This is a genomic window from Pseudonocardia xinjiangensis (genome assembly GCF_050948425.1).
GTDB lineage: Bacteria > Actinomycetota > Actinomycetes > Mycobacteriales > Pseudonocardiaceae > Pseudonocardia > Pseudonocardia xinjiangensis.
The window spans coordinates 3,638,041-3,660,139 of the sequence record NZ_CP192009.1; the positions used below are offsets into that span (position 1 = coordinate 3,638,041).

Sequence of the window (22,099 nt, forward strand, 5' to 3'; positions counted from 1 at the left end):
GGGCGGGCTCAGCCACCCGCCATCGCGCCGACGATCAGCAGCGGCTCGGCGCCTCTCGTCACCGGTTCCGGCAGCGGGTCGTCGGGCGAGGCGTGGGACAGGTCCTGCTCGCAGGCGAAGTACCGCACGAACGCTCGGCGGCGCAGCGTGCCGTGATCGCGGATCGTGCCGCGCAGGACGGGGTAGCTGCGCTCCAGCGCGTCCAGCACCGTGCGCTGGGTGGCGGGCCCGGTGACGTCGACGGTGATCTCGCCGCCGATCTGGGCCAGCTTGCGCAGATGGGCGGGCAGCTTGATCCGGACCGTGGCGGTCGCCCCGCTCGGCGGGCCGGTCGGCGAGTCGGTCATGGCAGCGTCTGCACCTCCACCGACAGCACGGCGGGCAGGTCGCGCACGATGGGCGCCCACGTGTCGCCTGCGTCCGGGGAGGCGTACACCTGGCCCCCGGTGGTGCCGAAGTACACGCCGCAGTCCTCGAGGGAGTCGACGGCCATCGCGTCCCGCAGCACGTTGACGTAGCAGTGCTCCTGCGGGAGCCCGGCGGTGAGCGGTTCCCACTCGTTGCCGCCGGTGCGGCTGCGGTACACGCGCAGCTTCCCCTCCGGCGGGAAGTGGTGGGAGTCGCTCGTGATCGGCACGACGTAGACCGTCTCCGGCTCGTGCGCGTGCACGGAGATCGGGAACCCGAAGTCGGTGGGCAGGTTGCCGCCGATGTCGTGCCAGTTCTCGCCTGCGTCGTCGGTGCGCATGACGTCCCAGTGCTTCTGCATGTACAGCACATCCGGCCGGGCCGGATGCATCGCGAGGTTGTGCACGCAGTGGCCCACCTCCGCGTCGGGGTCGGGGATGCCCTCGGACTGCAGGCCGCGGTTGGTGGCCTTCCACGTCTTGCCGCCGTCGTCGGTGCGGAACACCCCGGCCGCCGAGATGGCGATGTGCATCCGGGACGGGTCGCGGGGGTCCAGCACGATCGTGTGCAGACACATCCCGCCTGCCCCCGGCTGCCACAGCGGGCCCGAGCCGTGCTCGCGCAGCCCGGGCAGCTCCTGCCAGGTGCCCCCGCCGTCGGAGGAGCGGAACAGGGCGGCGTCCTCGACCCCCGCGTAGAGGGTGTCGGGGTCACCCGGGGTGGGCTCCAGATGCCAGACCCGCGCGAACTCCCACGGATGCGGCGTGCCGTCGTACCACTGGTGGGTGCCGGGCACGCCCTCGTAGCGGAACTCGTTGCCGACCGGCGTCCAGGTGGCGCCGCCGTCGTCGGACCGCTGCAGGAGCTGGCCGAACCAGCCGCCGGACGGCGCCGCGTAGACGCGGTCGGGGTCGGCGGGCGACCCCGCCACGTGGTAGACCTCCCAGCCCGCGAAATGCGGCCCGCTGACGTCCCAGCGCTCCCGCTTGCCGTCGGAGCTCAGCACGAACGCGCCCTTGCGCGTGCCCACCAGAACCCGTACTCCCGTCACCGGACTCCTCCACTCCGCGCCACCCTCGCGGCGCACGCACAGGAGACCCGCGGCACGTCTGAAACTCATCGCCCGAAGCCGTGATCCACCTGATCGCACGAAGCGCACCGCTCGTCCCCGCGCCGTCGTCCGTTCGGCCGCACTGGGCTACCGTGCAGGACGTTCCGGGAAGGGCGAAACGTCCCGGGCCGCCCGCCGCATGCAGCCGTGTCCTGAGCGCACTCTCCATGACCGTGCCGCCGTGTGGAGCAGCGAGATGTAACGTGCCACGCCAGTGAAAGCCACTCCGCGTCGCCTCGCCGTGACAGACCCACTCGCGGCTTCCTGGGAGGGAGCGGCGCATCGACCCGTTCGAGAGGACCGATTGGTGGGCGACAGGATGTTCGCTTCCGAGGGCGACTCGGTGAACGTCGGACGCCAGGGGTCTGCAGCATGGGCCGACAGGTGGGACGACTCTCCGCGCCGCCCGACGGGCGACGACGCCGCCGTCGGCGTGGCCCGCCGCTTGCAGGCCCGCCTCGACCGACACCTGTGGCTGCTGGAGCGCCTGCGGGTGGAGCAGCCCTACCCCGAGCCTCCCGGGTTCCCCGAGCTGCTCGAGTCCGGCCGCCGGATGCGCCGCGACACCGAGAGCATCCTCGTGCTGGCCGGCCAGGAGCCGGGGGCGCACGGCACCGTGTCCCGGCGGCTGTCCGACCTCCTGGCCGACGCCGCCGCGGCCGCCGAGGAGCCGGCCCGCGTCGAGGTCCGGCCCGCGCCGTCGGCCACCGTCGCGGCCGGGGCGGCGGCGGAGTTCCTGCACGTCCTGGCCGAGCTCGTCGACGACGCCACCGCCGTCTACCCGGGAGCGCGTCTCGACGTCGCGAGCCGGGTGGAGGCCAGGGGGATCGTCGTCGACGTGGCCGTCGAGGGCGGGACGCGCCGCGACGCATCGGGCTTCGACGACGCGAACGGCTCCGACGGTCGCCGGGTGGCCGTGGTCGCCGAGCAGATCGCCGACCGTTCGCGGTACGGCATCACCTTGAGCCGTCCACTGGCCGGCGCCCCGCAGGCCGGGTCCGGGCCGGTGGCCAGCGTGCACTGCCCGCCGTCCGCCGTCACGCTCGACGAGCCCCGTCCGGCGGCAGAGGATCCGCTGCTGCCCACCAGGAACGGCACCGGGTCGTTCCCGTTGGTGAACGACCCCTTGCGGCGGAACGACGACCCCCTGCGCCCGGAGGGCGATCCGCTTCTGCCCACGCGGAGCGGCAAGGGCCTGTTCCCGCTGCTGAACGACCCGCTGCGCGACGACGACCCGCTGCGCGACAGCAACCCGCTGCGCGATCGGGACCCGTTCTCGTCGGACAACAACGGCTCGGTACGCGGGGAGGATGACGTGTTCTCGACGGGGAACGGCTCGCTCCGCCGTGACGACGACCCGTTCTCGCTGGAGAGCAAGCCGCTGCGGCGCGACGACGACCCGTTCTCGCTCGGAACCGGGCTGCCGCGCCGGGAGAACGACCCCTTCGCGCCGGGCGGGACGGTGCGCGACGACGACCCGTTCTCGCTCGGGACCTCGCTGCCGCGCCGCGAGCACGACCCGTTCTCCTCGGGCAACGGCTTCCAGTACGACGCCTTCTACGGGGGCAGCGCTGTCGAGCCGCTCGGCAACGGTTCGGCCCCGTCGACCAACGGGTCGGGCACCAACGGTGCGGGGCAGGTGGAGAACTCACTGTTCGGCGACCCGCCGGCGCCCGCCTACTCACCGTCGGCGTCCTCCCAGGTCGACGAGCTGTTCGGCCCGCTGCTGGACCTGCCGCTGGAGCCGATCGACGACCGCTACGCCACCCCGATCTTCGAGGCCATCGCCTCGGCGTGGTTCCGCGACCCCGACGCCGACGGCGGGGCGGGCGGCGCGGCGGACGGTGCCGCTCCGATCGACTGGGAGTCGCCGAACGACACCGAGTGGCGCGAGGCCGCCGCCCGCGCCGCCCAGCCGGAGCCGGCGGCCACCACCACGTCGAGCGGACTGCCGCGGCGCCGCCCCGGCGGCCAGCTCGTGCCGCCGCCGCGCGCGCAGGAGCCCAATCCCGTGGGCGAGCGGGTGCCCGACCGGGTGCGCGACCGCCTCAGCACCTACCAGCGCGGGCTGAACCAGGGCCGCCACCGCGCACCCGGCGAGGAGCTGGACGCCTGGTGAAGCGGCGGCCCTGATCGGGGCGGCTGCCTCACAGGTCGGCTGCCGACGGGCACGTGACCATGACAGGGTGCCCGTATGCCCTACGACGTCCGCGCCGTCCGTGACCACTTCCCCGCGCTGAAGGCCGGGTTCTCCCACTTCGACGGACCCGGTGGATCCCAGGTGCCCGACGTGGTCGCCGACGCCGTGGCGAGCACGATGGTCTCCCCGCTGGCCAACCGGGGCCGGGTCACGGCCGCGGAGCGGACGGCCGACGACATCGTGACCGGGGCGCGCCGCGCGATGGCCGACCTGCTCGGTGCCGATCCGGCGGGGATCGTGTTCGGCCGCAGCATGACCCAGCTCACCTTCGACATGGCCCGCACCGTCGCCACCACCTGGCGGCCGGGTGACGAGGTCGTGGTCACCCGGCTCGACCACGACGCCAACATCCGGCCCTGGGTGCAGGCGGCGGAAGCGGTGGGTGCCGTCGTGCGCTGGGCCGCCTTCGACCCCGCCACGGGCGAGCTGACGGCCGACGACATCGCCGCCGTGCTCTCCCCGCGCACCCGCCTCGTGGCCGTGACCGCGGCGTCGAACCTGATCGGGACCTGCCCGCCGGTGCGGGCGATCACCGACCTCGTCCACGAGGCCGGCGCCCTCGCCTACGTGGACGGGGTGCACTTCACCGCGCACGCCGCCGTGCATCTCGAGGCGCTGGGCGCCGACTTCTACGCCTGCTCCCCGTACAAGTTCCTCGGTCCGCACTGCGGCGTGCTCGCCGCGGCGCCCGCGCTCCTCGCGGACCTGCACCCGCAGAAGCTGCTGCCCTCCTCCGACGCCGTCCCGGAGCGGTTCGAACTCGGCACCCTGCCCTACGAACTGCTCGCCGGCACCACCGCGGCCGTCGACTTCCTCGCCTCACTGGGGCCCTCGACGCTCGCGGCGGCGAGCCGGCGCGACCGGCTGGTGGCGGCCATGGGGGCGGTCGCCGGGCACGAGGACCGGCTGCGCGAGCGCATCGAGGCCGGCCTCGCCGGGCTGCCCGGCGTCACGGTGTACTCCCGGGCGGCCCACCGCACCCCGACGTTGCTGGTCGGCTTCGCCGACCGGGAGCCCGCCGCGGCGTACGAGTTCCTCGCCGAACGCGGGGTGAACGCGCCCGCCAGCTCGTTCTACGCGATCGAGGCGTCGCGGTGGCTCGGCCTGGGTGACGGTGGTGCGCTGCGGATCGGGCTCGCCCCGTATCTCGACGACGACGACGTCGACCGGCTCCTCGACGCGCTCCGGGCGTTCCTCGGCTAGGGGGTGTCCCGTGGATCTTGGTCGATGAGAGCCGTGATCCAGGTGGTTCCTGGCGGCGCCGCTGGATCGCCCTCATACCGGGCGTATTCGGGCGGTTCGGCGGTGTCGCCAGGGGCCGCCTGGGCGCGGTATCGCGATTGAAGATCCGCGGGACACCCCTTAGCGCGCAGCCGGGGTCACGACGGTTCGGGCAGGACGCCGCGCCGCCCGGCCGCCCGGGTGTGCTCGAAGATCAGGCTGGTCTCGGTGCCGGCGATGGCAGGGTTGCGGTTGAGGTGGTCGGCGACGAACCGGCGGAGCTCGTCGGTGCTCGCCGTGGCGACGTGCACGAGGAAGTCGTTGGCCCCGGCGACGAAGTAGACGTCGAGCACCTCGTGGCGCCCGCTGAGCACGGTCACCAGGTCACCCATGGCCGCGCGGGCGTGGGGCTGCAGGCGGATCGCGATCATCGCCTGGAGGTCGTGGCCCAGCGCGCGGGGGTCGATGTCGGCGTAGTACCCGCGGATCACCCCGGTCTCCCGCAGCGCGCGCACCCTGGCCAGGCAGGTGGACTGGGCCACGCCGACCCGCTCGGCCAGCTCCTTGTTGGAGACGCGGGCATCGCTGCCGAGGACGCGGAGGATCGCGAGATCGGTGCTGTCGAGGGGCCGAACATCCTGCGGCGGGGCGGGCCGCAGAGGGACTGCTCCCGCAGGAGGCATTGGCATGACGGCAGAATATCGAATCTTCTGCCGAACTCTTGCACGTTTTCAGTGTCATCTTCATTCTCGAAGGATGAGAATCGGTGTGCCCCGCGAGGTCAAGAACCACGAGTACCGCGTCGCGCTGACCCCGGCCGGGGCGCACGAGCTCACCCGCTCCGGGCACCACGTGCTCGTCGAACGCGGCGCCGGCCTCGGCAGCTCGATCACCGATGCCGACTTCGAGGCGGCCGGGGCCCGCATCGTCCCCACCGCTGACGAGGTGTGGGACGCCGCCGACCTGCTGCTGAAGGTGAAGGAGCCGATCGAACTGGAGTACCACCGGCTGCGGCGCGGCCAGGTGCTGTTCACCTACCTCCATCTCGCCGCGTCCCTGCCGTGCACCGAGGCGCTGCTCCGGTCCGGCACCACGGCGATCGCGTACGAGACCGTCCGGCTCCCCGACGGCACGCTGCCGTTGCTCGCGCCGATGAGCGAGGTGGCCGGCCGGCTCGCGCCGCAGGCCGGGGCGAGCGCGCTGATGCGTGCCGCGGGCGGGCGTGGCGTGCTGCTCGGCGGGGTCCCCGGGGTCCGTCCGGCCGATGTCGTGGTGATCGGAGCCGGCGTCTCCGGGCAGAACGCGGTGGCCATGGCCGTCGGGCTCGGTGCCGACGTGACCGTGCTCGACCTCGATGTCACCAAGCTCCGCCGGCTCGACGACCGCTACGCGGGCCGCGTGCGGACGATCGTCTCCAACGCGCACGAGCTCGAGAAGGCGTGTCTCGCGGCCGATCTCGTGATCGGCGCCGTGCTCGTGCCGGGTGCCCGGGCGCCGCGGCTGGTGAGCAACGACCTCGTGCGGCGGATGAAGCCGGGCTCCGTGGTCGTCGACATCGCCATCGACCAGGGCGGCTGCTTCGAGGACTCCCGGCCCACCACGCACGACGACCCGACCTACCGGGTGCACGACTCGGTGTTCTACTGCGTGGCGAACATGCCCGGCGCCGTGCCGCACACCTCGACGTACGCGCTGACCAACGCCACGCTGCCGTACGTGCTGCAGCTGGCGAACCTCGGCTGGGTCGACGCGCTCGACGCCGATCCCGCACTGGCCGCCGGCCTGTCCACCCACGACGGGGCGCTCACCAGCCTCGAGGTGGCCCACGACCTCGGCCTGCCCTACGCCGAGCCGCGGGGGCTCGTCCCGGCCTGAGGGCAACGACCGGCGGCCGGACGCTTATTGTTCGCTCGTGTCCGGCGACTGGTGGGTCCTCGTGCTGGCCGCGCTGCCGGTGCTGGGCCTGCTGGTGGCCGTGCTCGTCAGGGGGCGCCCCGCGGGCGCCGACCCCGCCTCCCTGACCGCGGAGCCGGAGGACCGGCCGCTGCCCGCCGTGGTGGCCAACCCGATCAGGATCGAGCCCGGCACGCGCAGGCGGATCGAGTCGGTCTGTGCCGGGCTGGGCTGGGCCGCGCCACTGTGGCTGGAGACCACCGTCGAGGATCCCGGCACCGGCCAGGCCCGCCTCGCGGTCGAGCGCGGGGCCGACGTCGTGCTCGCCTGCGGTGGCGACGGCACCGTGCGGGCGGTGGCGGAGGCCCTCGCCGGCACCGGGGTGGCGATGGGTCTGGTCCCGGCCGGCACGGGCAACCTGCTCGCCCGCACCCTCGGCACCCCGGACAACGTGGCCGTGGCCGCCCGCGTGGCCCTCACCGGTGACGACCGGAAGATCGACGTCGGGCGCGTCCGGGTCGACGGCGGCGACGAGGAGCACGTCTTCCTGGTGATGGCGGGCACCGGGTTCGACGCCGCGATCATGGAGAGCACCCCGGAGGCGTTGAAGGTGCGGGTCGGCCCGCTCGCCTACGTGATCTCCGGGCTGCGGGCGATGCGCGGCCGCCGCACCCGCGTCACCCTGACCCTCGACGACGGGCCACCGTTGCGTCGCCGCACCCGCACCGTCCTCGTGGGCAACAGCGGCACCCTGCTCGGCGGTCTGGTGCTGATGCCGAGGGCCACCGTCGACGACGGCGTGCTCGACGTCGTGAACATCGCCCCGAAGGGCCTCGCCGGCTGGATCGCGGTCGCCGGCCGCGTGATCAGCAGGCGGGGCGACGGCAGCTCGCGGGTGGAGCACTGGCAGGCGCGCTCGATCGTCATCGAGGCCGAGGACCCGCAGCCGTCCCAGCTCGACGGCGACCCGATCGGCGACGCGACCCGGCTGGAGATCCGGGTGGAGCCCGCTGCGCTCGTGATGCGCGTGGCCGACGTCCCGCCGCCGGACGCGCCGGATCCGGGTTAGCGTCCAGACGTGCGCACGGTCTACGTCATCGGTATCGGCGCGGGCGATCCCGAGCACCTCACGCTGCAGGCGGTGGCGGCGATGAACCGGGTCGACGTCTTCTTCACCATCGACAAGGGCGACGACAAGGACGACCTGGCGCGGCTGCGCTCCGAGCTCCTGGAGCGCCACGTCACGCGGCCGCACCGGGTGGTGGCGGCGGGCGACCCGCACCGCGACCGGGCCGCGGCGCCTGGCCGGTACGAGTCGGCCGTCGTCGACTGGCAGGACCGGCGCGAGTCGATCTACGAGCGGATGATCACCGACGAGCTCGACGCCGACGGCTGCGGTGCCTTCCTCGTGTGGGGTGACCCCGCGATCTACGACGGCACGCTGCGCATCCTCGACCGGATCGCCGGGCGGGGCGCCGTCGCGTTCGCGGTGGAGTCGATCCCCGGGATCAGCAGCGTGCAGGCGCTCGCGGCGCGCCATCGGGTGATCCTCAACCGGGTCGGCAGGCCGTTCGCGGTCACCACCGGGCGCAGGCTGGCCGACGAGGGACTGCCTGCCGGCATGGACGACGTCGTCGTCATGCTCGATGCGCGCAACGCCTTCGCCGCGCTTCCCGACACCGACCTCGACATCTACTGGGGCGCTTACGTCGGCACGGCGGACGAGGTGCTCGTGCACGGCGACCTGCAGGAGGTCAAGGCGGAGATCGTGCGGATCCGGGCCGAGTGGCGCGAGCGCAAGGGCTGGATCATGGACACCTACCTCCTGCGGCGGCGGGACCGGTGAAGGTGCTCGTGCTCGGCGGCACCGGGCAGGCCCGCCGGCTCGTCGCCGCCCTGCACGGGCGCCCCGGGTTCACGGTCACCTCCTCGTTGGCCGGGCGCGTGGCGGTGCCGGCGCTCCCGCCGGGTGACGTCCGGATCGGCGGGTTCGGCGGCGTCGACGGCCTGGTGGCGTGGCTGCGCAGCAACGGGACCGACGCCGTCGTCGACGCCACCCATCCCTTCGCCGCCGGGATGTCCGCCAACGCGGTGGCGGCCACCACCGCCACCGGTGTGCCGCTGCTCAGCTTGCGTCGCCCGGGCTGGACCGCGGGACCGGGGGACCGCTGGCACCGGGTCCCCGACGCCGCGGCTGCCGCCGCGCTGCTGCCCGCACTGGGGGAGCGGGTCTTCCTGACCACGGGACACGGCGATCTCGCCGCGTTCGCCGCGCTCGACCGGCTCTGGTTCCTGCTCCGCTGCGTCGACCCGCCGCTGGCGCCCCTGCCGGCCCGGTGCCACGTGGTGCTCGGCCGGGGGCCGTTCACCGCCGACTCCGAACGCGAGCTGCTGCGCGAGCACCGCATCGACGTGCTGGTCACCCGCGACAGCGGCGGCGAGATGACCGCGGCCAAGCTGGTCGCCGCGCGGGAGCTGGGTGTGCCCGTCGTGCTGCTCGACCGCCCGCCCGCCCCGGACGTGCCCGCGGTTGTCACCGTCGAGGAGGCCGTGACCTGGCTGGAGGCGGCAGCCCAGGAGGGCCGGGTCACTCCCGGGGGAACTCCGCCCGCACCCCGAGCAGCCGCACCGGACGCCGGGACGTGAACTTCTCGAGCACGTCGAGCGCGGCGGCCACGAGGACCTCGGCATCCTGCGTGGGCGCATCGAGGGTGGCGCTGCGGGTGTAGGTGGAGAAGGGCGCGAACCGCACCTTGACGGCCACGCGCGCGGCCGGGCGGCCCTCCTCGCCGATGTCGGTGGCCACGCGCCGGGCCAGCGTGGCGACCTCGGCGCGGACGTCGTCCCAGCCGGTGAGGTTCTCCTGGAAGGTCGTCTCGTGGCTGCGTGAGCGCGGCACCCACGGCGTTCCCTCCACCGTGGCTCGCCCGATCCCGCGCCCGAGCTGCACGTACCAGGGTCCGAGGGCGGGACCGAGATCGGCGGCGAGAGCGGCCGGGTCGGCGGCGGCGAGCTCCGCGACGGTGTGGATGCCGCGGTCGGCCAGCTTGCGGGCGGTCTTGGTGCCGATGCCCCACAGCGCGCTGGTCGGCCGGTGGGCCATGACCTCGTCCCAGTTCGACGCGGTCAGCCGGAACACCCCGTCGCCCGCGCCGGGCTTCGCGAACTCCGTGGCGAGCTTGGCGCGCAGCATGTTGTCGCCGATCCCGACGGAGCACGACAGGCGGGTCCGCGCCAGCACCGCCGCCCGGATCCCCCGGGCGAGCGCCTCGGGCTGGTCGGTCTGCGCGCCGACGAACGCCTCGTCCCAGCCCATCACCTCGACCACCACGTCGGGGAACCCGCGCAGCGTCGCCATGACCTCCTCGGACACCTCCTCGTAGTGGGGGTTGTCGGCGGGCAGGAACACGGCGTCCGGGCAGCGCTTCGCCGCCGTGCGCAGGGGGAGCCCGGAACGCACCCCGTGCGCGCGGGCCTCGTACGACGCCGTCGCGACCACCGCGCGCTGCGTCGGATCGCCCTTCCCCCCGACCACGACGGGCAGCCCGGCGAGCTCGGGACGGCGCAGGATCTCGACCGCGGCGATGAACTGGTCGAGATCGACGTGCAGCACCCACGAGGCCACGCGGCCAGTGTGCCGGGCCGAGCCCCGTCCGGCGTTCCCCCGACCGGCGTTCCCGCCGAGGATGGGACGGCGCGTCCGGATGGCCTAGGGTCGTCGGCACTCGTCCTGCTCCGGGGGCGGTGGCTCCGGGAGATCGGTGTGAAGAACCTGCGCGTGCTGGGCGTCGGCGTCCTCCTCGTCTGCGCCGCGGTGGCCACGTTCGCTCCGGTTGCCGCCGTCGCTCCGGTGGAGGCCGCGCCCGTGAGGGCCGGGGCCGCCGGGTCGGTCGAGTACACCGTCCTGCTCACGAGCACCGGCGACGCCGCCGTCCGCGCGGCGGGCGAGGCGGCGGTCCGGGCGGCGGGCGGGCAGGTGACGCGGGAGAACGCCGCCGTCGGAGCCCTGGTGGCCCAGGCGCCTGCCACGGGGTTCGTGGAGCGGGTCACGGCAGCCGACGCGGTGTTCGGGGCGGCTCGCGCCCGGCCGGTCGGTTCGACCGTCGCGGTGCCCGGCGTGGCGCCCGAGCTCGCCGGGGTTCCCGCGCCTGCCCAGGAAGGTCCTGCCCGGGAAGAGGGGCCGTCGGGGCTCGACCCGCTGGACACGAAGCTGTGGGGCCACACGATGATCGAGGCGGCCGCGGCCCGCTCGGTCGAGCCGGGGGACCGGCGGGTGCAGGTGGGCATCCTCGACAGCGGGATCGACGCCACCCACCCCGACATCGCCCCGAACTTCGACGCGGAGCTGTCGCGCAACTTCGTCACCGACGTCCCGCAGGACTCGACGGGCGCCGACCTGGACGGCCCGTGCGAGTTCGCAGGATGCGTCGACCCGGTCGGCCACGACGACTCGGGCCACGGAACCCATGTGGCGGGGATCGTGGCCGCCGCGGCCGACGGGGCGGGCCTGTCCGGGGTCGCGCCGGGGGTGCGCCTGGTGAACATCCGCGGTGGGCAGGACGCCGGCCTGCTGTTCCTGCAGCCCGTGGTCGACGCGCTGACCTACGGCGCCGACGTGGGCCTCGACGTGATCAACATGTCGTTCTACGTCGACCCGTGGCTCTACAACTGCCTCGACAACCCCGCCGACCCGCCCGAGGCCCGGATCGAGCAGCGCACCACGGTCGAGGCGGTCGGCCGGGCGCTCGAGTACGCGCACGCCAGGGGCGTCACGCTGGTGGGGTCGCTCGGCAACAACCACGAGGACCTCGGCACGCCGCGTGCCGACCGCTCCAGCCCCGACTACCCGGCCGCCGCCGCGTACCCGCGCACGATCGACAACGCCACCTGCCTCAGCCTGCCGGTGGAGGGCCCGCACGTGCTCGGGGTGTCGGCCGTCGGTCCGTCGGGGGTGAAGGCGGACTACTCGAACTACGGCCTGGAGCAGACCGCACTGGCCGCGCCGGGCGGCTGGCTCCAGGACGGGTTCGGCACCCCGGACTTCCAGCGCGTCGAGAACCTGGTGCTGTCCACGTACCCGCGCAGCGCGCTGGTCGCGAAGGGCGCGGTCGACGCGGCAGGCGCGGTCACCCCGGTGGGCACCGCGGGCGGGGTGCTCCGGTCGTGCGGGCCGGGGGGCTGCGGCTACTACGCCTACCTGCAGGGAACGTCGATGGCCTCGCCACAGGTCAGCGGGGTCGCCGCGCTCGTGGTGAGCGCGTTCGGCACCCCGGACCCCCGGCACCCGGGGACGCTGACGATGCCACCCGACGAGGTGGAGCGCGTGCTGCTGCGCTCGGCCACTCCCACGCCCTGCCCCGCGCCGGTCGTGTCCTACGTCCGGGAGGGCAGGTCCCCGGAGTTCGACGCTCCGTGCACCGGCGACGGGAACGCCAACGGGCACTACGGGCGCGGCATCGTCGACGCGCTGGCCGCGGTGAGCTCCGACGCGAGCTGATCCGGCTGATCAATGGGGAACCCCGGGATGATTCCGGGGTTCTCCCGGAGCCCTCCTCCGCCGCGCTCCTCGATGATCGCGACCATGGCGAGCAACTCCCGACGCTGGCGGCAGATGACCGTCTGGCTGCACGTGCTGACATCAGTGGGCTGGATGACGTTGGCACTGGTGCTCTTCGCGCTGCTCCTCCTCGCCGCGACGGCCCCGAACCCGGCGACGGCGGCCGGAGCGACGGCGATGGCGCGCTATCTCGATGTCGCGCTGCTCGCCCCGCTCGGAAACGCCTCGGCGGCGACGGGGATCATGTTGGGGCTCGGCACGCAATGGGGCCTGACCCACCACCGTTGGGTGCTCGCCAAGTTCGCGATAACGCTCGTGCAGCTCTACGCCGGCGTCTTTCTGCTCTCGCCCGCGCTCGACACGACGAGCGACGCACCGGATGAGGGTCCGCCGCCTGCGCTGGTCCTGGGCACCGTGGCGATGGCCTCGGCAATCGCGTTCCAGGCGTGGCTGTCGGTGGTCAAGCCGGGTGGGAAGACCCGCTGGTCCCGGGATCGACGCACCGGTCGTCCGGTGCGTCTCCCGACCGCGGCGCCCTGGGTCTTCGCGGCCGCTGTGCTGGCTCCCGCCGCCGACATCGCCGTGGGCACCGCGCTCGGCTTCCCCAGCCCGTTCCTGTCGTTGGTCGTGGTCGGGGTGGCGGTCGGGGTGCGGCGCCGGACGCTGCGGGAGGCACGGGCGCTCGCCGGCACCCCGGGCGTGGGGTGAGCCTGGTCAGCGAGTGGGCGCGGGCTCGATCAGCCGCACCACCGACGACGCCATCCGGAGCGACCCGATCCCCGTGGGGTGGAACGGGAAGGGGTCGGCCATGCCCTGCAGGTCCGGCCCCAGGCCGTCGGTCCCGTCCTCGCACAGCAGCCCGAGCTCGGGGCGGGCCACCGCGAAGCCGTACTTCTCCGCTCCGGCGCTGAGCACCGAGTTGAGCTGGTCGTTGCGGGTGGTCAGCAGCTCGATCTTGGCCGCGTCCAGGCCCGGGTAGCCCGCAGCGCGGGTGTCGGCGCAGTCGGCGTCCGGCGGGAACGCCCCGTAGGAGGTCAGCACGATGACCTGCGGGTGGCCGGGCAGGTCGTTGAGGTCGACGAGCAGGTCGCCGTACACGCGGTCGAACGCCGCCATCCGGTAGTCGAACTCGCCCTGGGTGAGCTGGTCCCCGCAGTCGGGCACGCCGTAGCAGTAGCGCAGGAAGTCGGTCCAGCCCACGTCGTTGGGCCCGATGGCGACCACGACGAAGCGCAGGTCGAGCACCTGCTTGAGCACGCCGATCTGGGCGGGGACGAGCCGGTCACCACGTTCCTGCGGCCCGCGCAGCCCCGTGGTGACGGTGGCGCTCGGGCAGGCGAGGTTCAGCACGTTCGCCGAGGCCAGGTGGCCGACCTCGGCGGCGAGCGAGTCGGTGCTGCGTTCGCAGGCGACGTCGTCGGGGGTACCGCCGGGCAGCGGCGGTCCGCCGACGCGGACGGCACGCGAGTCGCCGATCACCGCGCCCTCGTAGCCGCTGACCAGCGGCCCGACCGGGTCGGGGCTGAGGTGGTAGGCGCCCACCAGCTGGGCGAGGGAGGAGACCCCGCGCAGCCCCTGTGCCGCTCCGGCGTAGGCGAGCACCCCGGAGACACCCCAGGCCACCACGGAGGCGACCACCGCGATCGCGGTCATCCGGCGGGCGGCGCGCACGCAGTAAGCCACGATCTCGTGCAGCGGAGCGTGGCCGCCGGTCTCGCGGCCCTGCCGGCGCAGGACGACGAGTGTCCGCAGGCCCGCCGCGCCCGCGGCGGCCGCGAGCGTGAAGGCGACCAGCCCGAGCCCGCCGAGGACGTACCAGGTGGCGAACCCCGTGGTGACCGCCGAGACGGCGTCGTCGCGCGCCTTCGGCCCCTCAGCCGGGTCGAACACCGCGGCGGCTGCCTCGCTGCGCTGCACCGGGCCCATGGTCAGCTGCGGGCGCAGCGGCCCGTAGACGCGCAGCCGGTCCACGTCCAGCTCGGTGTTGCCGACCTGGACGAGCTGCGCGGGACCGGCGACGGACAGCTGCGGGGGCCGGGCGCCCACGGAGATGTGCTGCCCGAAGACGACGAGGTCCTGCGCCGGGGTGAGCGCCACCGTGATCGGGACACCGACACCGAGGCAGAACAGCACCAGCAACAGCGTCGGCCACGAACGGAGCTCCCGGAGCACGGTGCGCCTGCCGGGCTCGCTGTCCAGTGCTCCGCCTCCGTCCGGTCGTCGTCGCCGTCTGTTCGTCGTCACCGTCTGCGTTGCGACCACCAGGATGCGTGACGACGGCCCTCGACGGAACCCATGGGTGGCAAGAGTGGACATATCCGGCAGGGCGGGGGCCGGCCGCCGCCGGTCAGAGCGCAGCGCGGACGGCCAGCAGTGCCACGTCGTCGTCGAGCGGGTCGGCGGAGAAGACCTCCACGGCCTCCCGGACGGCCGCGACGACCTGCCGTGCGGGCCGGCCGGCCACGCCCTTCGCGACCTCGAGCAGGCGCTCGGCGCCGAACTGCTCGCGGCCGCGGCGGCGTTCGGTGACGCCGTCGGTGTAGACCAGCAGCGTGTCGCCGGGTCCGAGGCGGTGCGGCGTGCACGTCAGGCGGACGCTGGGAAGCAGCCCGACCGCCGTGCCGAACTGCCCGATGAGCTCGGCGGTGCCGTCGGCCCGCACCAGCACCGGCTGGACGTGCCCGGCGAGCACGAGTTCGACGTCGAGGCCGGTGTGCGCGCTGCGGCCCGACGGGTCGACCCCGGTCGGCCGTCGCCTGCTGACCATCGCTGCGGCGAGCGTGCAGAACTGCAGGGGGTCGCCCGCCTCGATCATCACCTCGTTGAGCATCTCGATGGCTCGCGGCAGCGGCCGGTCGTCCCGCACGAGCACCCGCAGGACGTCCCGGACGAGACCGGTGCGGGCCGCCGCGCGGGCACCCTTGCCGCAGACGTCGCCGATCGACACCAGCCAGTGCGAGGGGTCGACGGTGAGGACGTCGTAGAAGTCGCCGCCGACGTCGCTGCCCGTGCTCGCCGGGAGGTACTCGGCCGCGAAGTCGACGCCGGGCACCACCGGCAGCGCCCGGGGGAGCAGCGCCTGCTGCAGTGCCTGCGACACGGCGACGTGGGCGCCGGTGCTCTGGGCGTTGTGGATCGTCAGCGCCGCGCGGCGGGCGATGTCGCCCGCCATCACGATGTCCTCGGGGCTGTGCGGGCGCCCGTCGGGGCGGCCCACCAGCAGCGTGCCGATGGTGCGGCCCCGGGCGCGCAGGGGCAGCGCGATGCCGTCGGTGGGGACGGCGAAGCGCACCGGGGCGGAGCCGTCGCGGCCCAGCTCGGCGAACCGGGCCCGCAGCTCGGCGGGCAGGCCCGGGGTGGCGTCCGGGTCGAGGACCGACCGCAGCTCGGGGAGCTTGGTCTCGTCGGCATGGGTGAGCGCGGCCAGCCGGAGCCGGCCGGAGGGCTCCACGAGGTGCACGGCGCACCACCGGCCGAGGCGGGGCACGACGACCTGCGGGACCACCGCGACGGCCAGGTCGACGTCCAGGGACTGGCCGAGCAGCTCGCTGGTCTCGGCCAGGTAGGTCATCCAGGCCCGCCTGCGCTGGTCCACCCCCCGCAGCCAGTCGGACTCGACGGCCATCGCGATCCGCGCGGCGATCAGCTCGGTGAGGTCGCGCGTGCGGTCGGCGTCGACGCCCGCGGGGTGCACGGTCAGCCGGTGCACCACCCGCAGGACGCCGCGCAGCGGCGCCGTCATCGGCAGGCGGACCTCGACCGCGTGCCCCCCGCCGTGCCCGGCACCGTCGCGGGCGACCTCCCGCGCGCCGGTGCCGTCGCCCTCGTCGACCTTGACGTCGACGGAGTCGGCGTCGAGCAGTTCGCGGAGCCTGCGGACCAGCTCGGCCACCAGCTCCACCGGTTCCAGCCGGTCGCCCAGCGCGGCCGGTACGTGCAGCAGCCAGCGGGCCTGCTCGGCGGTGCTCCACACGCGTTCGGTGTCCGGGGGAGCGGCCGGAATGGCGGGGGCCACCGGAACGCTGCCCCGGCTGACGGAGAACCAGATGATGTGGCGGCCGTCGGACTCGTGGCGGGTGCCCCATGTCGTGGCGAGGCGCTGGACGAGGGCGAGCCCCCGGCCGTGGCTGGCCGCGCGGCCGTAGCGCTGCCGGGGTTGGGCCAGGTGCAGCTCGAGCGGTCCGGCCCCCCGGTCGGTGACGGCGACCGTGACCTCGTCCTCGGTGACGGTCAGTGCCACCTCGAACTCCGTGCCGGCGTGCAGCACGGCGTTCTCGCACAGCTCGCTGGCCAGCAGCACGACCGTGTCGACCAGGTCGCCACCGTCGCCGTTCTCGCTGGTGGGAACGTCGAGATCGCGCAGGGCTTCCTGGAGCATGCGCCGCGCTCGACCGGCTGATCGGGCGTCCGGCGGCAGCCTTGTCCGCCGCTCGAGCTGAACGGGCACGGCTGCAGTGTGCACTGTCGGCCTCGCGCGCGCTCGCGCCGCCGTCCCTAGCGCAGCGGATCGACGGAGCGATCGACGCGGAGGATCGACGCGGGGGGATCGACGCGGGAGGATCGACTAGGGTCTGGTCCTGCGGCGGCCGCGGCCGGTGCCGTGGGGCGCGCCGGTGCCCGTTCGCCGGTCCGAGCATGGGAGGACGGCGGTCATGACCACCACACGGCCCCAGAGCGCCGAGGTCCAGGAGACCGGGGAGTCCGCCGCGGCCGACGACAGCGGCCTGCTGGCGGAGCTGGCGGAGGCTCTGCACGAGGTGCGGCTCGGCCGCTTCCAGGTGCGGTTGCCGCGACGGCAGGGCCTCGCGGGTGAGGTCGTCGACGAGTTCAACGAGATGGCTGCGCTGCAGGAGCGGCGCAACCGGGACCTGCTGCGGATCAGCCGGGTGGTCGGCCGTGAGGGCCGGATGTCCGACCGGCTCAACGAGGAGTCCTACGACGGGTCGTGGGCCACCGGGGTGCAGGCGGTCAACGCGCTGATCGACGACCTCGCGGCGCCCACCGCCGAGATCGCGCGGGTGATCGAGGCCGTCGCGGAGGGCGATCTCTCCCAGCACATGGCGCTCGAGATCGAGGGCCGCCCGCTGCGCGGGGAGTTCCGGCGGATCGGCCGCACCGTCAACACGATGGTCGACCAGCTGTCGAGCTTCGCCGACGAGGTCACGCGGGTGGCGCGGGAGGTCGGCACCGACGGCCGCCTCGGCGGTCAGGCCGACGTGCGGGGTGTCGCCGGCACCTGGCGGGCGCTCACCGACTCGGTCAACACGATGGCCAGCAACCTCACCAACCAGGTGCGCTCGATATCGTCCGCGGCCACGGCGATCGCCCAGGGCGACCTGTCGCGCACGATCACGGTGAACGCCCGTGGCGAGGTCGCCGAGCTCGCCGACACGATCAACGCGCTCACCTCCACCCTGCGGCTGTTCGCCGACGAGGTCACGCGGGTGGCGCGGGAGGTGGGCACCGACGGCCGCCTCGGTGGCCAGGCCGCGGTGCCCAACGTCGCCGGCACCTGGAAGAACCTCACCGACGCGGTGAACCTGATGGCGGCCAACCTCACCGCGCAGGTGCGCGGTATCGCCCAGGTCGCCACCGCCGTCGCCACGGGTGACCTGTCGCAGAAGATCACCGTCGATGCCCGGGGGGAGATCCTCGAGCTGAAGTCGACGGTCAACACGATGGTCGACCAGCTGTCGAGCTTCGCCGACGAGGTCACCCGCGTGGCCCGTGAGGTCGGTACCGAGGGCAAGCTCGGTGGGCAGGCCGCGGTGCCCAACGTCTCGGGTACCTGGCGAGACCTGACGGAGAACGTGAACCAGCTGGCGGGGAACCTGACCGCGCAGGTGCGCAACATCGCGCAGGTGACCACGGCGGTGGCGCGGGGTGATCTGTCGCAGAAGATCACCGTCGATGCTCGGGGGGAGATCCTCGAGCTGAAGTCGACGGTGAACACGATGGTGGACCAGCTGTCGAGCTTTGCCGACGAGGTCACGCGCGTGGCGCGCGAGGTGGGCACGGAGGGCAAGCTCGGCGGGCAGGCCGAGGTCGAGGACGTGGCCGGCACCTGGCGCGACCTCACCGACAACGTGAACTACATGGCGTCGAACCTGACCGGCCAGGTGCGCAACATCGCGCAGGTCACCACGGCGGTGGCGCGGGGCGACCTGTCGCAGAAGATCACCGTCGATGCCCGGGGGGAGATCCTCGAGCTGAAGTCGACGGTCAACACGATGGTCGACCAGCTCTCGTCGTTCGCCGACGAGGTCACGCGCGTGGCGCGCGAGGTCGGTACCGAGGGCAAGCTGGGTGGCCAGGCGGAGGTCAAGGGGGTCGCCGGTACCTGGCGGGACCTCACGGAGAACGTCAACCAGCTGGCGGGCAACCTGACCGCGCAGGTGCGCAACATCGCGCAGGTCACCACCGCCGTGGCCCAGGGCGACCTGTCGCAGAAGATCACCGTCGATGCCCGGGGGGAGATCCTCGAGCTGAAGTCGACGGTGAACACGATGGTGGACCAGCTGTCGAGCTTCGCCGACGAGGTCACGCGCGTGGCGCGTGAGGTCGGCATCGAGGGCAAGCTCGGTGGCCAGGCCGAGGTCAAGGGCGTCGCGGGCACCTGGCGGGACCTGACGGAGAACGTGAACCAGCTGGCGGGGAACCTGACCGCGCAGGTGCGCAACATCGCGCAGGTGACCACGGCGGTGGCGCGGGGTGATCTGTCGCAGAAGATCACCGTCGATGCTCGGGGGGAGATCCTCGAGCTGAAGTCGACGGTGAACACGATGGTGGACCAGCTGTCGAGCTTTGCCGACGAGGTCACGCGCGTGGCGCGCGAGGTGGGCACGGAGGGCAAGCTCGGCGGCCAGGCACAGGTGCGCGGGGTGTCGGGCACGTGGCGCGACCTCACGGAGAACGTCAACCAGCTCGCCTCGACCCTCACCACGCAGCTGCGGGCGATCGCGGCAGTGTCCACCTCGGTGGCCAGCGGCGACCTGACCCAGCAGATCAAGGTGGCCGCGTTCGGGGAGGTCGCCGAGCTCAAGGACAACATCAACCAGATGATCGTGGCGCTGCGCGAGACCACGGAGGAGAACGCCGCCCAGAACTGGCTCGACTCCAACCTCGCCCGCATCGGCGGGCTGCTGCAGGGCCAGCGCGACCTCGGTGAGGTCTGCCGGATGATCATGAACGAGGTCGCGCCGCTGGTGAACGCACAGGTGGGGGCGTTCTTCCTCGCCGCCGATCCCGTGCGTCCCGCCGGCGGCGCCCGGTGGGTGATGAGTGGTGGGTACGCCACCGTCCCGGGTGACCCACCGATGTCCTTCGCCTCCGGGGAGGGCCTCGTCGGGCAGGCCGCCGCCACGCGGCAGGTGGTCCGCATCGAGGACGTCCCGCCCGACTACCTCCCGATCCGCTCCGGCGTGGGCACCGCGGCGCCCCGTGCCGTGGTCGTGCTCCCCGTCCAGTTCGAGGGGGAGTGCCTCGGCGTGATCGAGCTGGGATCCGTCACGCCCTTCTCGACGCTGCACCTGATGTTCCTCGAGCGTCTCGTCGCCACGATCGGCGTCGCGATCACCACCATCCGCGCCAACCGGCGCACCGAGGAGCTGCTGTCCCAGTCCCAGGGCCTGGCGATGGAGCTGCAGGACCAGTCGGCGGAGCTCCAGCGGGCCAACGCCGAGCTGGAGGAGAAGGCCGAGCAGCTCTCCGAGCAGAACCGCAACGTCGAGATCAAGAACATGGAGATCGACGCCGCCCGCCGTGGCGTCGAGGAGAAGGCCCAGCAGCTCGCGCTGGCCAGCCAGTACAAGTCGGAGTTCCTGGCGAACATGAGCCACGAGCTGCGTACCCCGCTCAACTCGCTGCTGCTGCTCTCGCGCCTGCTCGCCGACAACCCGAACAACAACCTCACCGACAAGCAGATCGAGTTCGCGAGCACGATCCACAGCGCGGGCTCCGACCTGCTGCGCCTGATCGACGACATCCTCGACCTGTCGAAGATCGAGGCCGGCCGGGTCGACGTCGACCCGGCACCGGTGGACCTCACCGAGGTACGCGGCTACGTCGAGCAGGCGTTCCGGCCGCAGGCCGAGGACAAGGGCCTGGAGCTGCGCGTCAGGACCGATCCCGACCTGCCCGCCGCGATCATCAGCGACGCCCAGCGGCTGCAGCAGATCCTGCGCAACCTGCTCGCCAACGCCGTCAAGTTCACCGACTCCGGCTACGTCGAGCTGTCCATCGTGGTGGCTCCGACCGGCACCCTGCACGGGGTGCCGGCCCTCGACTCGGCCCGGTCGGTGATCGCCTTCGCCGTCCGCGACACGGGCATCGGCATCCCCCGCGGGAAGCTCGACATGATCTTCGAGGCCTTCCAGCAGGCCGACGGCACCACGAGCCGCAAGTACGGGGGCACCGGGCTCGGGCTCTCGATCTCCAAGGAGCTGGCCCGCATGCTGGGCGGCAAGATCGAGGTGACCTCCGAGGTCGACGAGGGCTCCGTGTTCACCCTGCTGCTGCCCGACGAGCTCCCGCCCGTCACGGCGGCCGCGGCCCGGATGCTGCCCCGCCGGTTCCCGGACCTGCCCTCCCTCGACCGGCCCGCTCCGGCCCCCCTGGCCAACCCGATCCTGCGCACCACCCCGGGCGCCCCGGCGGGCGGCCGCTCCACCCCGGAGCTGGCCGGCGTCACCGTCCTGATCGTCGACGACGACGTGCGCAACGTGTTCGCGCTGACCAGCGCGCTGGAGCTGCACGGGCTGACGGTGCTGTACGCCGACAACGGCACCGACGGCATCCGGCTGCTCACCCAGCACCCCGAGGTGGACGTCGTCCTGATGGACGCGATGATGCCCGACATCGACGGCAACGAGACGACGCGGCGGATCCGTGCCCTGCCGCAGGGACGCGAGCTGCCCGTCGTGTTCCTCACCGCCAAGGCCATGCCCGGTGACCGCGAGTCCAGCCTGGCGGCCGGGGCCACCGAGTACGTCACCAAGCCGGTGGATCTCGACGCGCTGCTGTCCCTGATGGCGGAGTGGGTGCGGCCGCGAGCGGGCTCGGCGGCGACCGACGGGGGAGCCGTGGGCTCGCGGGGCAGAGCTGGGGGGTCGGTGGAATGAGCGTGAGGCAGGTGGCCAGGGTGCTGGCCGTGGACGACCGTCGCGACAACCTGCTGGCGTTGCAGGCGATCCTCGAAGGGCTGCCCATCGAGATCGTGTCGGTCACCAGCGGCGAGGACGCCCTGAAGCGGCTGCTGGTGGAGGACTACGCGGTGATCCTGCTCGACGCCCACATGCCCGGCATGGACGGCTTCGAGACCGCGGGCCACGTCAAGCAGCGCGAGCGCACGCGCCACATCCCGATCCTGTTCCTCACCGCCGTCGACTACGACCCGCACCTGGCGTTCCGCGGGTACCAGGCCGGTGCGGTCGACTACATCACCAAGCCGTTCGACCCGTGGGTGCTGCGGTCCAAGGTCACCGTGTTCGTCGACCTGTGGACGATGCACAGCCAGCTGGCCGAGCGCGCGGCGGAGTGCGGAACGCTACGGGCTGCCGTGGACGACGCGCTGGAGCTGCTCGACGGGAGCGAACCCAACGCGGCTGAGCGGGCTCGGGACCGGCTTGCGTCCGTGCGCTCGGCCCGGGTGCGGTAGGCCGGAGCGCGCCGGGCGACCGCGGCACTGCGTACGCCGGCGCCTGCACATGGC

At 73.4% G+C, this 22,099-nt stretch carries 16 protein-coding genes; 10 read left to right on the plus strand and 6 right to left on the minus strand.

Annotated features, from left to right (window positions below; genetic code table 11):
- Positions 1-8: 8 nt before the first annotated feature.
- The gene (locus ACQPZA_RS17120) at positions 9-347 is read right to left on the minus strand and encodes a MoaD/ThiS family protein (RefSeq protein ID WP_433282214.1); all 339 of its coding nucleotides are present in this window, start codon (positions 345-347) and stop codon (positions 9-11) included.
- The gene (locus ACQPZA_RS17125) at positions 344-1,459 is read right to left on the minus strand and encodes a WD40/YVTN/BNR-like repeat-containing protein (RefSeq protein ID WP_433282216.1); all 1,116 of its coding nucleotides are present in this window, start codon (positions 1,457-1,459) and stop codon (positions 344-346) included. Before ACQPZA_RS17125 ends, ACQPZA_RS17120 begins: the two co-directional genes overlap by 4 nt.
- Before the next feature lie 379 nt (positions 1,460-1,838).
- Between ACQPZA_RS17125 and ACQPZA_RS17130 the strand changes: the two genes are divergently transcribed.
- Positions 1,839-3,638 (plus strand): hypothetical protein, encoded by a 1,800-nt coding sequence (locus tag ACQPZA_RS17130; protein ID WP_433282218.1) that lies wholly within the window; start codon positions 1,839-1,841, stop codon positions 3,636-3,638.
- A 75-nt stretch (positions 3,639-3,713) separates the two neighbouring features.
- The gene (locus tag ACQPZA_RS17135) at positions 3,714-4,922 is read left to right on the plus strand and encodes a cysteine desulfurase-like protein (RefSeq protein ID WP_433282220.1); all 1,209 of its coding nucleotides are present in this window, start codon (positions 3,714-3,716) and stop codon (positions 4,920-4,922) included.
- Positions 4,923-5,098: 176 nt separating this feature from the next.
- Here the strand turns inward: ACQPZA_RS17135 and ACQPZA_RS17140 are convergent, their stop codons facing one another.
- On the minus strand, positions 5,099-5,629 hold the full coding sequence (locus ACQPZA_RS17140; RefSeq protein ID WP_433282223.1) for an Lrp/AsnC family transcriptional regulator: 531 nt from the start codon (positions 5,627-5,629) through the stop codon (positions 5,099-5,101).
- Positions 5,630-5,696: 67 nt separating this feature from the next.
- Here ACQPZA_RS17140 and ald point away from each other — a divergent pair, with 67 nt between their 5' ends.
- Genes ald through ACQPZA_RS17160 form a run of 4 tightly spaced genes read left to right on the plus strand, consistent with a single transcriptional unit; the run spans position 5,697 to position 9,479 of the window.
- Positions 5,697-6,815 (plus strand): alanine dehydrogenase, encoded by a 1,119-nt coding sequence (gene ald / locus ACQPZA_RS17145; RefSeq protein ID WP_433282225.1) that lies wholly within the window; start codon positions 5,697-5,699, stop codon positions 6,813-6,815.
- Between the two features lie 37 nt (positions 6,816-6,852).
- Positions 6,853-7,902, plus strand: coding sequence for a diacylglycerol/lipid kinase family protein (locus ACQPZA_RS17150; RefSeq protein ID WP_433282227.1), 1,050 nt, complete (start codon positions 6,853-6,855; stop codon positions 7,900-7,902).
- A 9-nt stretch (positions 7,903-7,911) separates the two neighbouring features.
- On the plus strand, positions 7,912-8,679 hold the full coding sequence (gene cobF, locus ACQPZA_RS17155; RefSeq protein ID WP_169396117.1) for a precorrin-6A synthase (deacetylating): 768 nt from the start codon (positions 7,912-7,914) through the stop codon (positions 8,677-8,679).
- Positions 8,676-9,479, plus strand: coding sequence for a cobalt-precorrin-6A reductase (locus tag ACQPZA_RS17160; protein WP_433282229.1), 804 nt, complete (start codon positions 8,676-8,678; stop codon positions 9,477-9,479). Before cobF ends, ACQPZA_RS17160 begins: the two co-directional genes overlap by 4 nt.
- Here the strand turns inward: ACQPZA_RS17160 and ACQPZA_RS17165 are convergent.
- The gene (locus ACQPZA_RS17165) at positions 9,421-10,458 is read right to left on the minus strand and encodes a DNA polymerase IV (RefSeq protein ID WP_433282230.1); all 1,038 of its coding nucleotides are present in this window, start codon (positions 10,456-10,458) and stop codon (positions 9,421-9,423) included. The two genes, ACQPZA_RS17160 and ACQPZA_RS17165, sit on opposite strands and share 59 nt — an antisense overlap.
- A 138-nt stretch (positions 10,459-10,596) precedes the next feature.
- Here ACQPZA_RS17165 and ACQPZA_RS17170 point away from each other — a divergent pair, with 138 nt between their 5' ends.
- Both ACQPZA_RS17170 and ACQPZA_RS17175 read left to right on the plus strand, forming a co-directional pair.
- Positions 10,597-12,330 (plus strand): S8 family peptidase, encoded by a 1,734-nt coding sequence (locus ACQPZA_RS17170; protein ID WP_433282232.1) that lies wholly within the window; start codon positions 10,597-10,599, stop codon positions 12,328-12,330.
- Between the two features lie 84 nt (positions 12,331-12,414).
- The gene (locus ACQPZA_RS17175; protein WP_433282234.1) at positions 12,415-13,098 is read left to right on the plus strand and encodes a hypothetical protein; all 684 of its coding nucleotides are present in this window, start codon (positions 12,415-12,417) and stop codon (positions 13,096-13,098) included.
- A gap of 6 nt (positions 13,099-13,104) precedes the next feature.
- On the opposite strand, the gene ACQPZA_RS17180 is transcribed toward ACQPZA_RS17175, so the two are convergent.
- Together ACQPZA_RS17180 and ACQPZA_RS17185 are read right to left on the minus strand one after the other, a co-directional pair.
- Positions 13,105-14,634, minus strand: a complete 1,530-nt coding sequence (locus tag ACQPZA_RS17180) for a GDSL-type esterase/lipase family protein (protein ID WP_433282235.1) — start codon at positions 14,632-14,634, stop codon at positions 13,105-13,107.
- Positions 14,635-14,737: 103 nt separating this feature from the next.
- Positions 14,738-16,852: a SpoIIE family protein phosphatase gene (locus ACQPZA_RS17185; protein WP_433282237.1), complete on the minus strand. Its 2,115-nt coding sequence runs from the start codon at positions 16,850-16,852 to the stop codon at positions 14,738-14,740.
- Positions 16,853-17,042: 190 nt separating this feature from the next.
- On the opposite strand from ACQPZA_RS17185, the gene ACQPZA_RS17190 reads away from it, so the two are divergent.
- Both ACQPZA_RS17190 and ACQPZA_RS17195 read left to right on the plus strand, forming a co-directional pair.
- Entirely contained in the window at positions 17,043-21,509 is a 4,467-nt protein-coding gene (locus tag ACQPZA_RS17190; RefSeq protein WP_433282238.1) for a HAMP domain-containing protein, read from the plus strand.
- The gene (locus ACQPZA_RS17195) at positions 21,506-22,045 is read left to right on the plus strand and encodes a response regulator (protein ID WP_344016551.1); all 540 of its coding nucleotides are present in this window, start codon (positions 21,506-21,508) and stop codon (positions 22,043-22,045) included. Before ACQPZA_RS17190 ends, ACQPZA_RS17195 begins: the two co-directional genes overlap by 4 nt.
- Positions 22,046-22,099: the final 54 nt, after the last annotated feature.

Coding starts and splice junctions, on each gene's coding strand:
- ACQPZA_RS17120 (WP_433282214.1), bottom strand. CDS start 347: ATGACCGACTCGCCGACCGGCCCGCCGAGCGGGGCGACCGCCACGGTC.
- ACQPZA_RS17130 (WP_433282218.1), top strand. CDS start 1,839: ATGTTCGCTTCCGAGGGCGACTCGGTGAACGTCGGACGCCAGGGGTCT.
- ACQPZA_RS17135 (WP_433282220.1), top strand. CDS start 3,714: ATGCCCTACGACGTCCGCGCCGTCCGTGACCACTTCCCCGCGCTGAAG.
- ACQPZA_RS17140 (WP_433282223.1), bottom strand. CDS start 5,629: ATGCCAATGCCTCCTGCGGGAGCAGTCCCTCTGCGGCCCGCCCCGCCG.
- ald (WP_433282225.1), top strand. CDS start 5,697: ATGAGAATCGGTGTGCCCCGCGAGGTCAAGAACCACGAGTACCGCGTC.
- ACQPZA_RS17175 (WP_433282234.1), top strand. CDS start 12,415: ATGGCGAGCAACTCCCGACGCTGGCGGCAGATGACCGTCTGGCTGCAC.
- ACQPZA_RS17190 (WP_433282238.1), top strand. CDS start 17,043: ATGACCACCACACGGCCCCAGAGCGCCGAGGTCCAGGAGACCGGGGAG.
- ACQPZA_RS17195 (WP_344016551.1), top strand. CDS start 21,506: ATGAGCGTGAGGCAGGTGGCCAGGGTGCTGGCCGTGGACGACCGTCGC.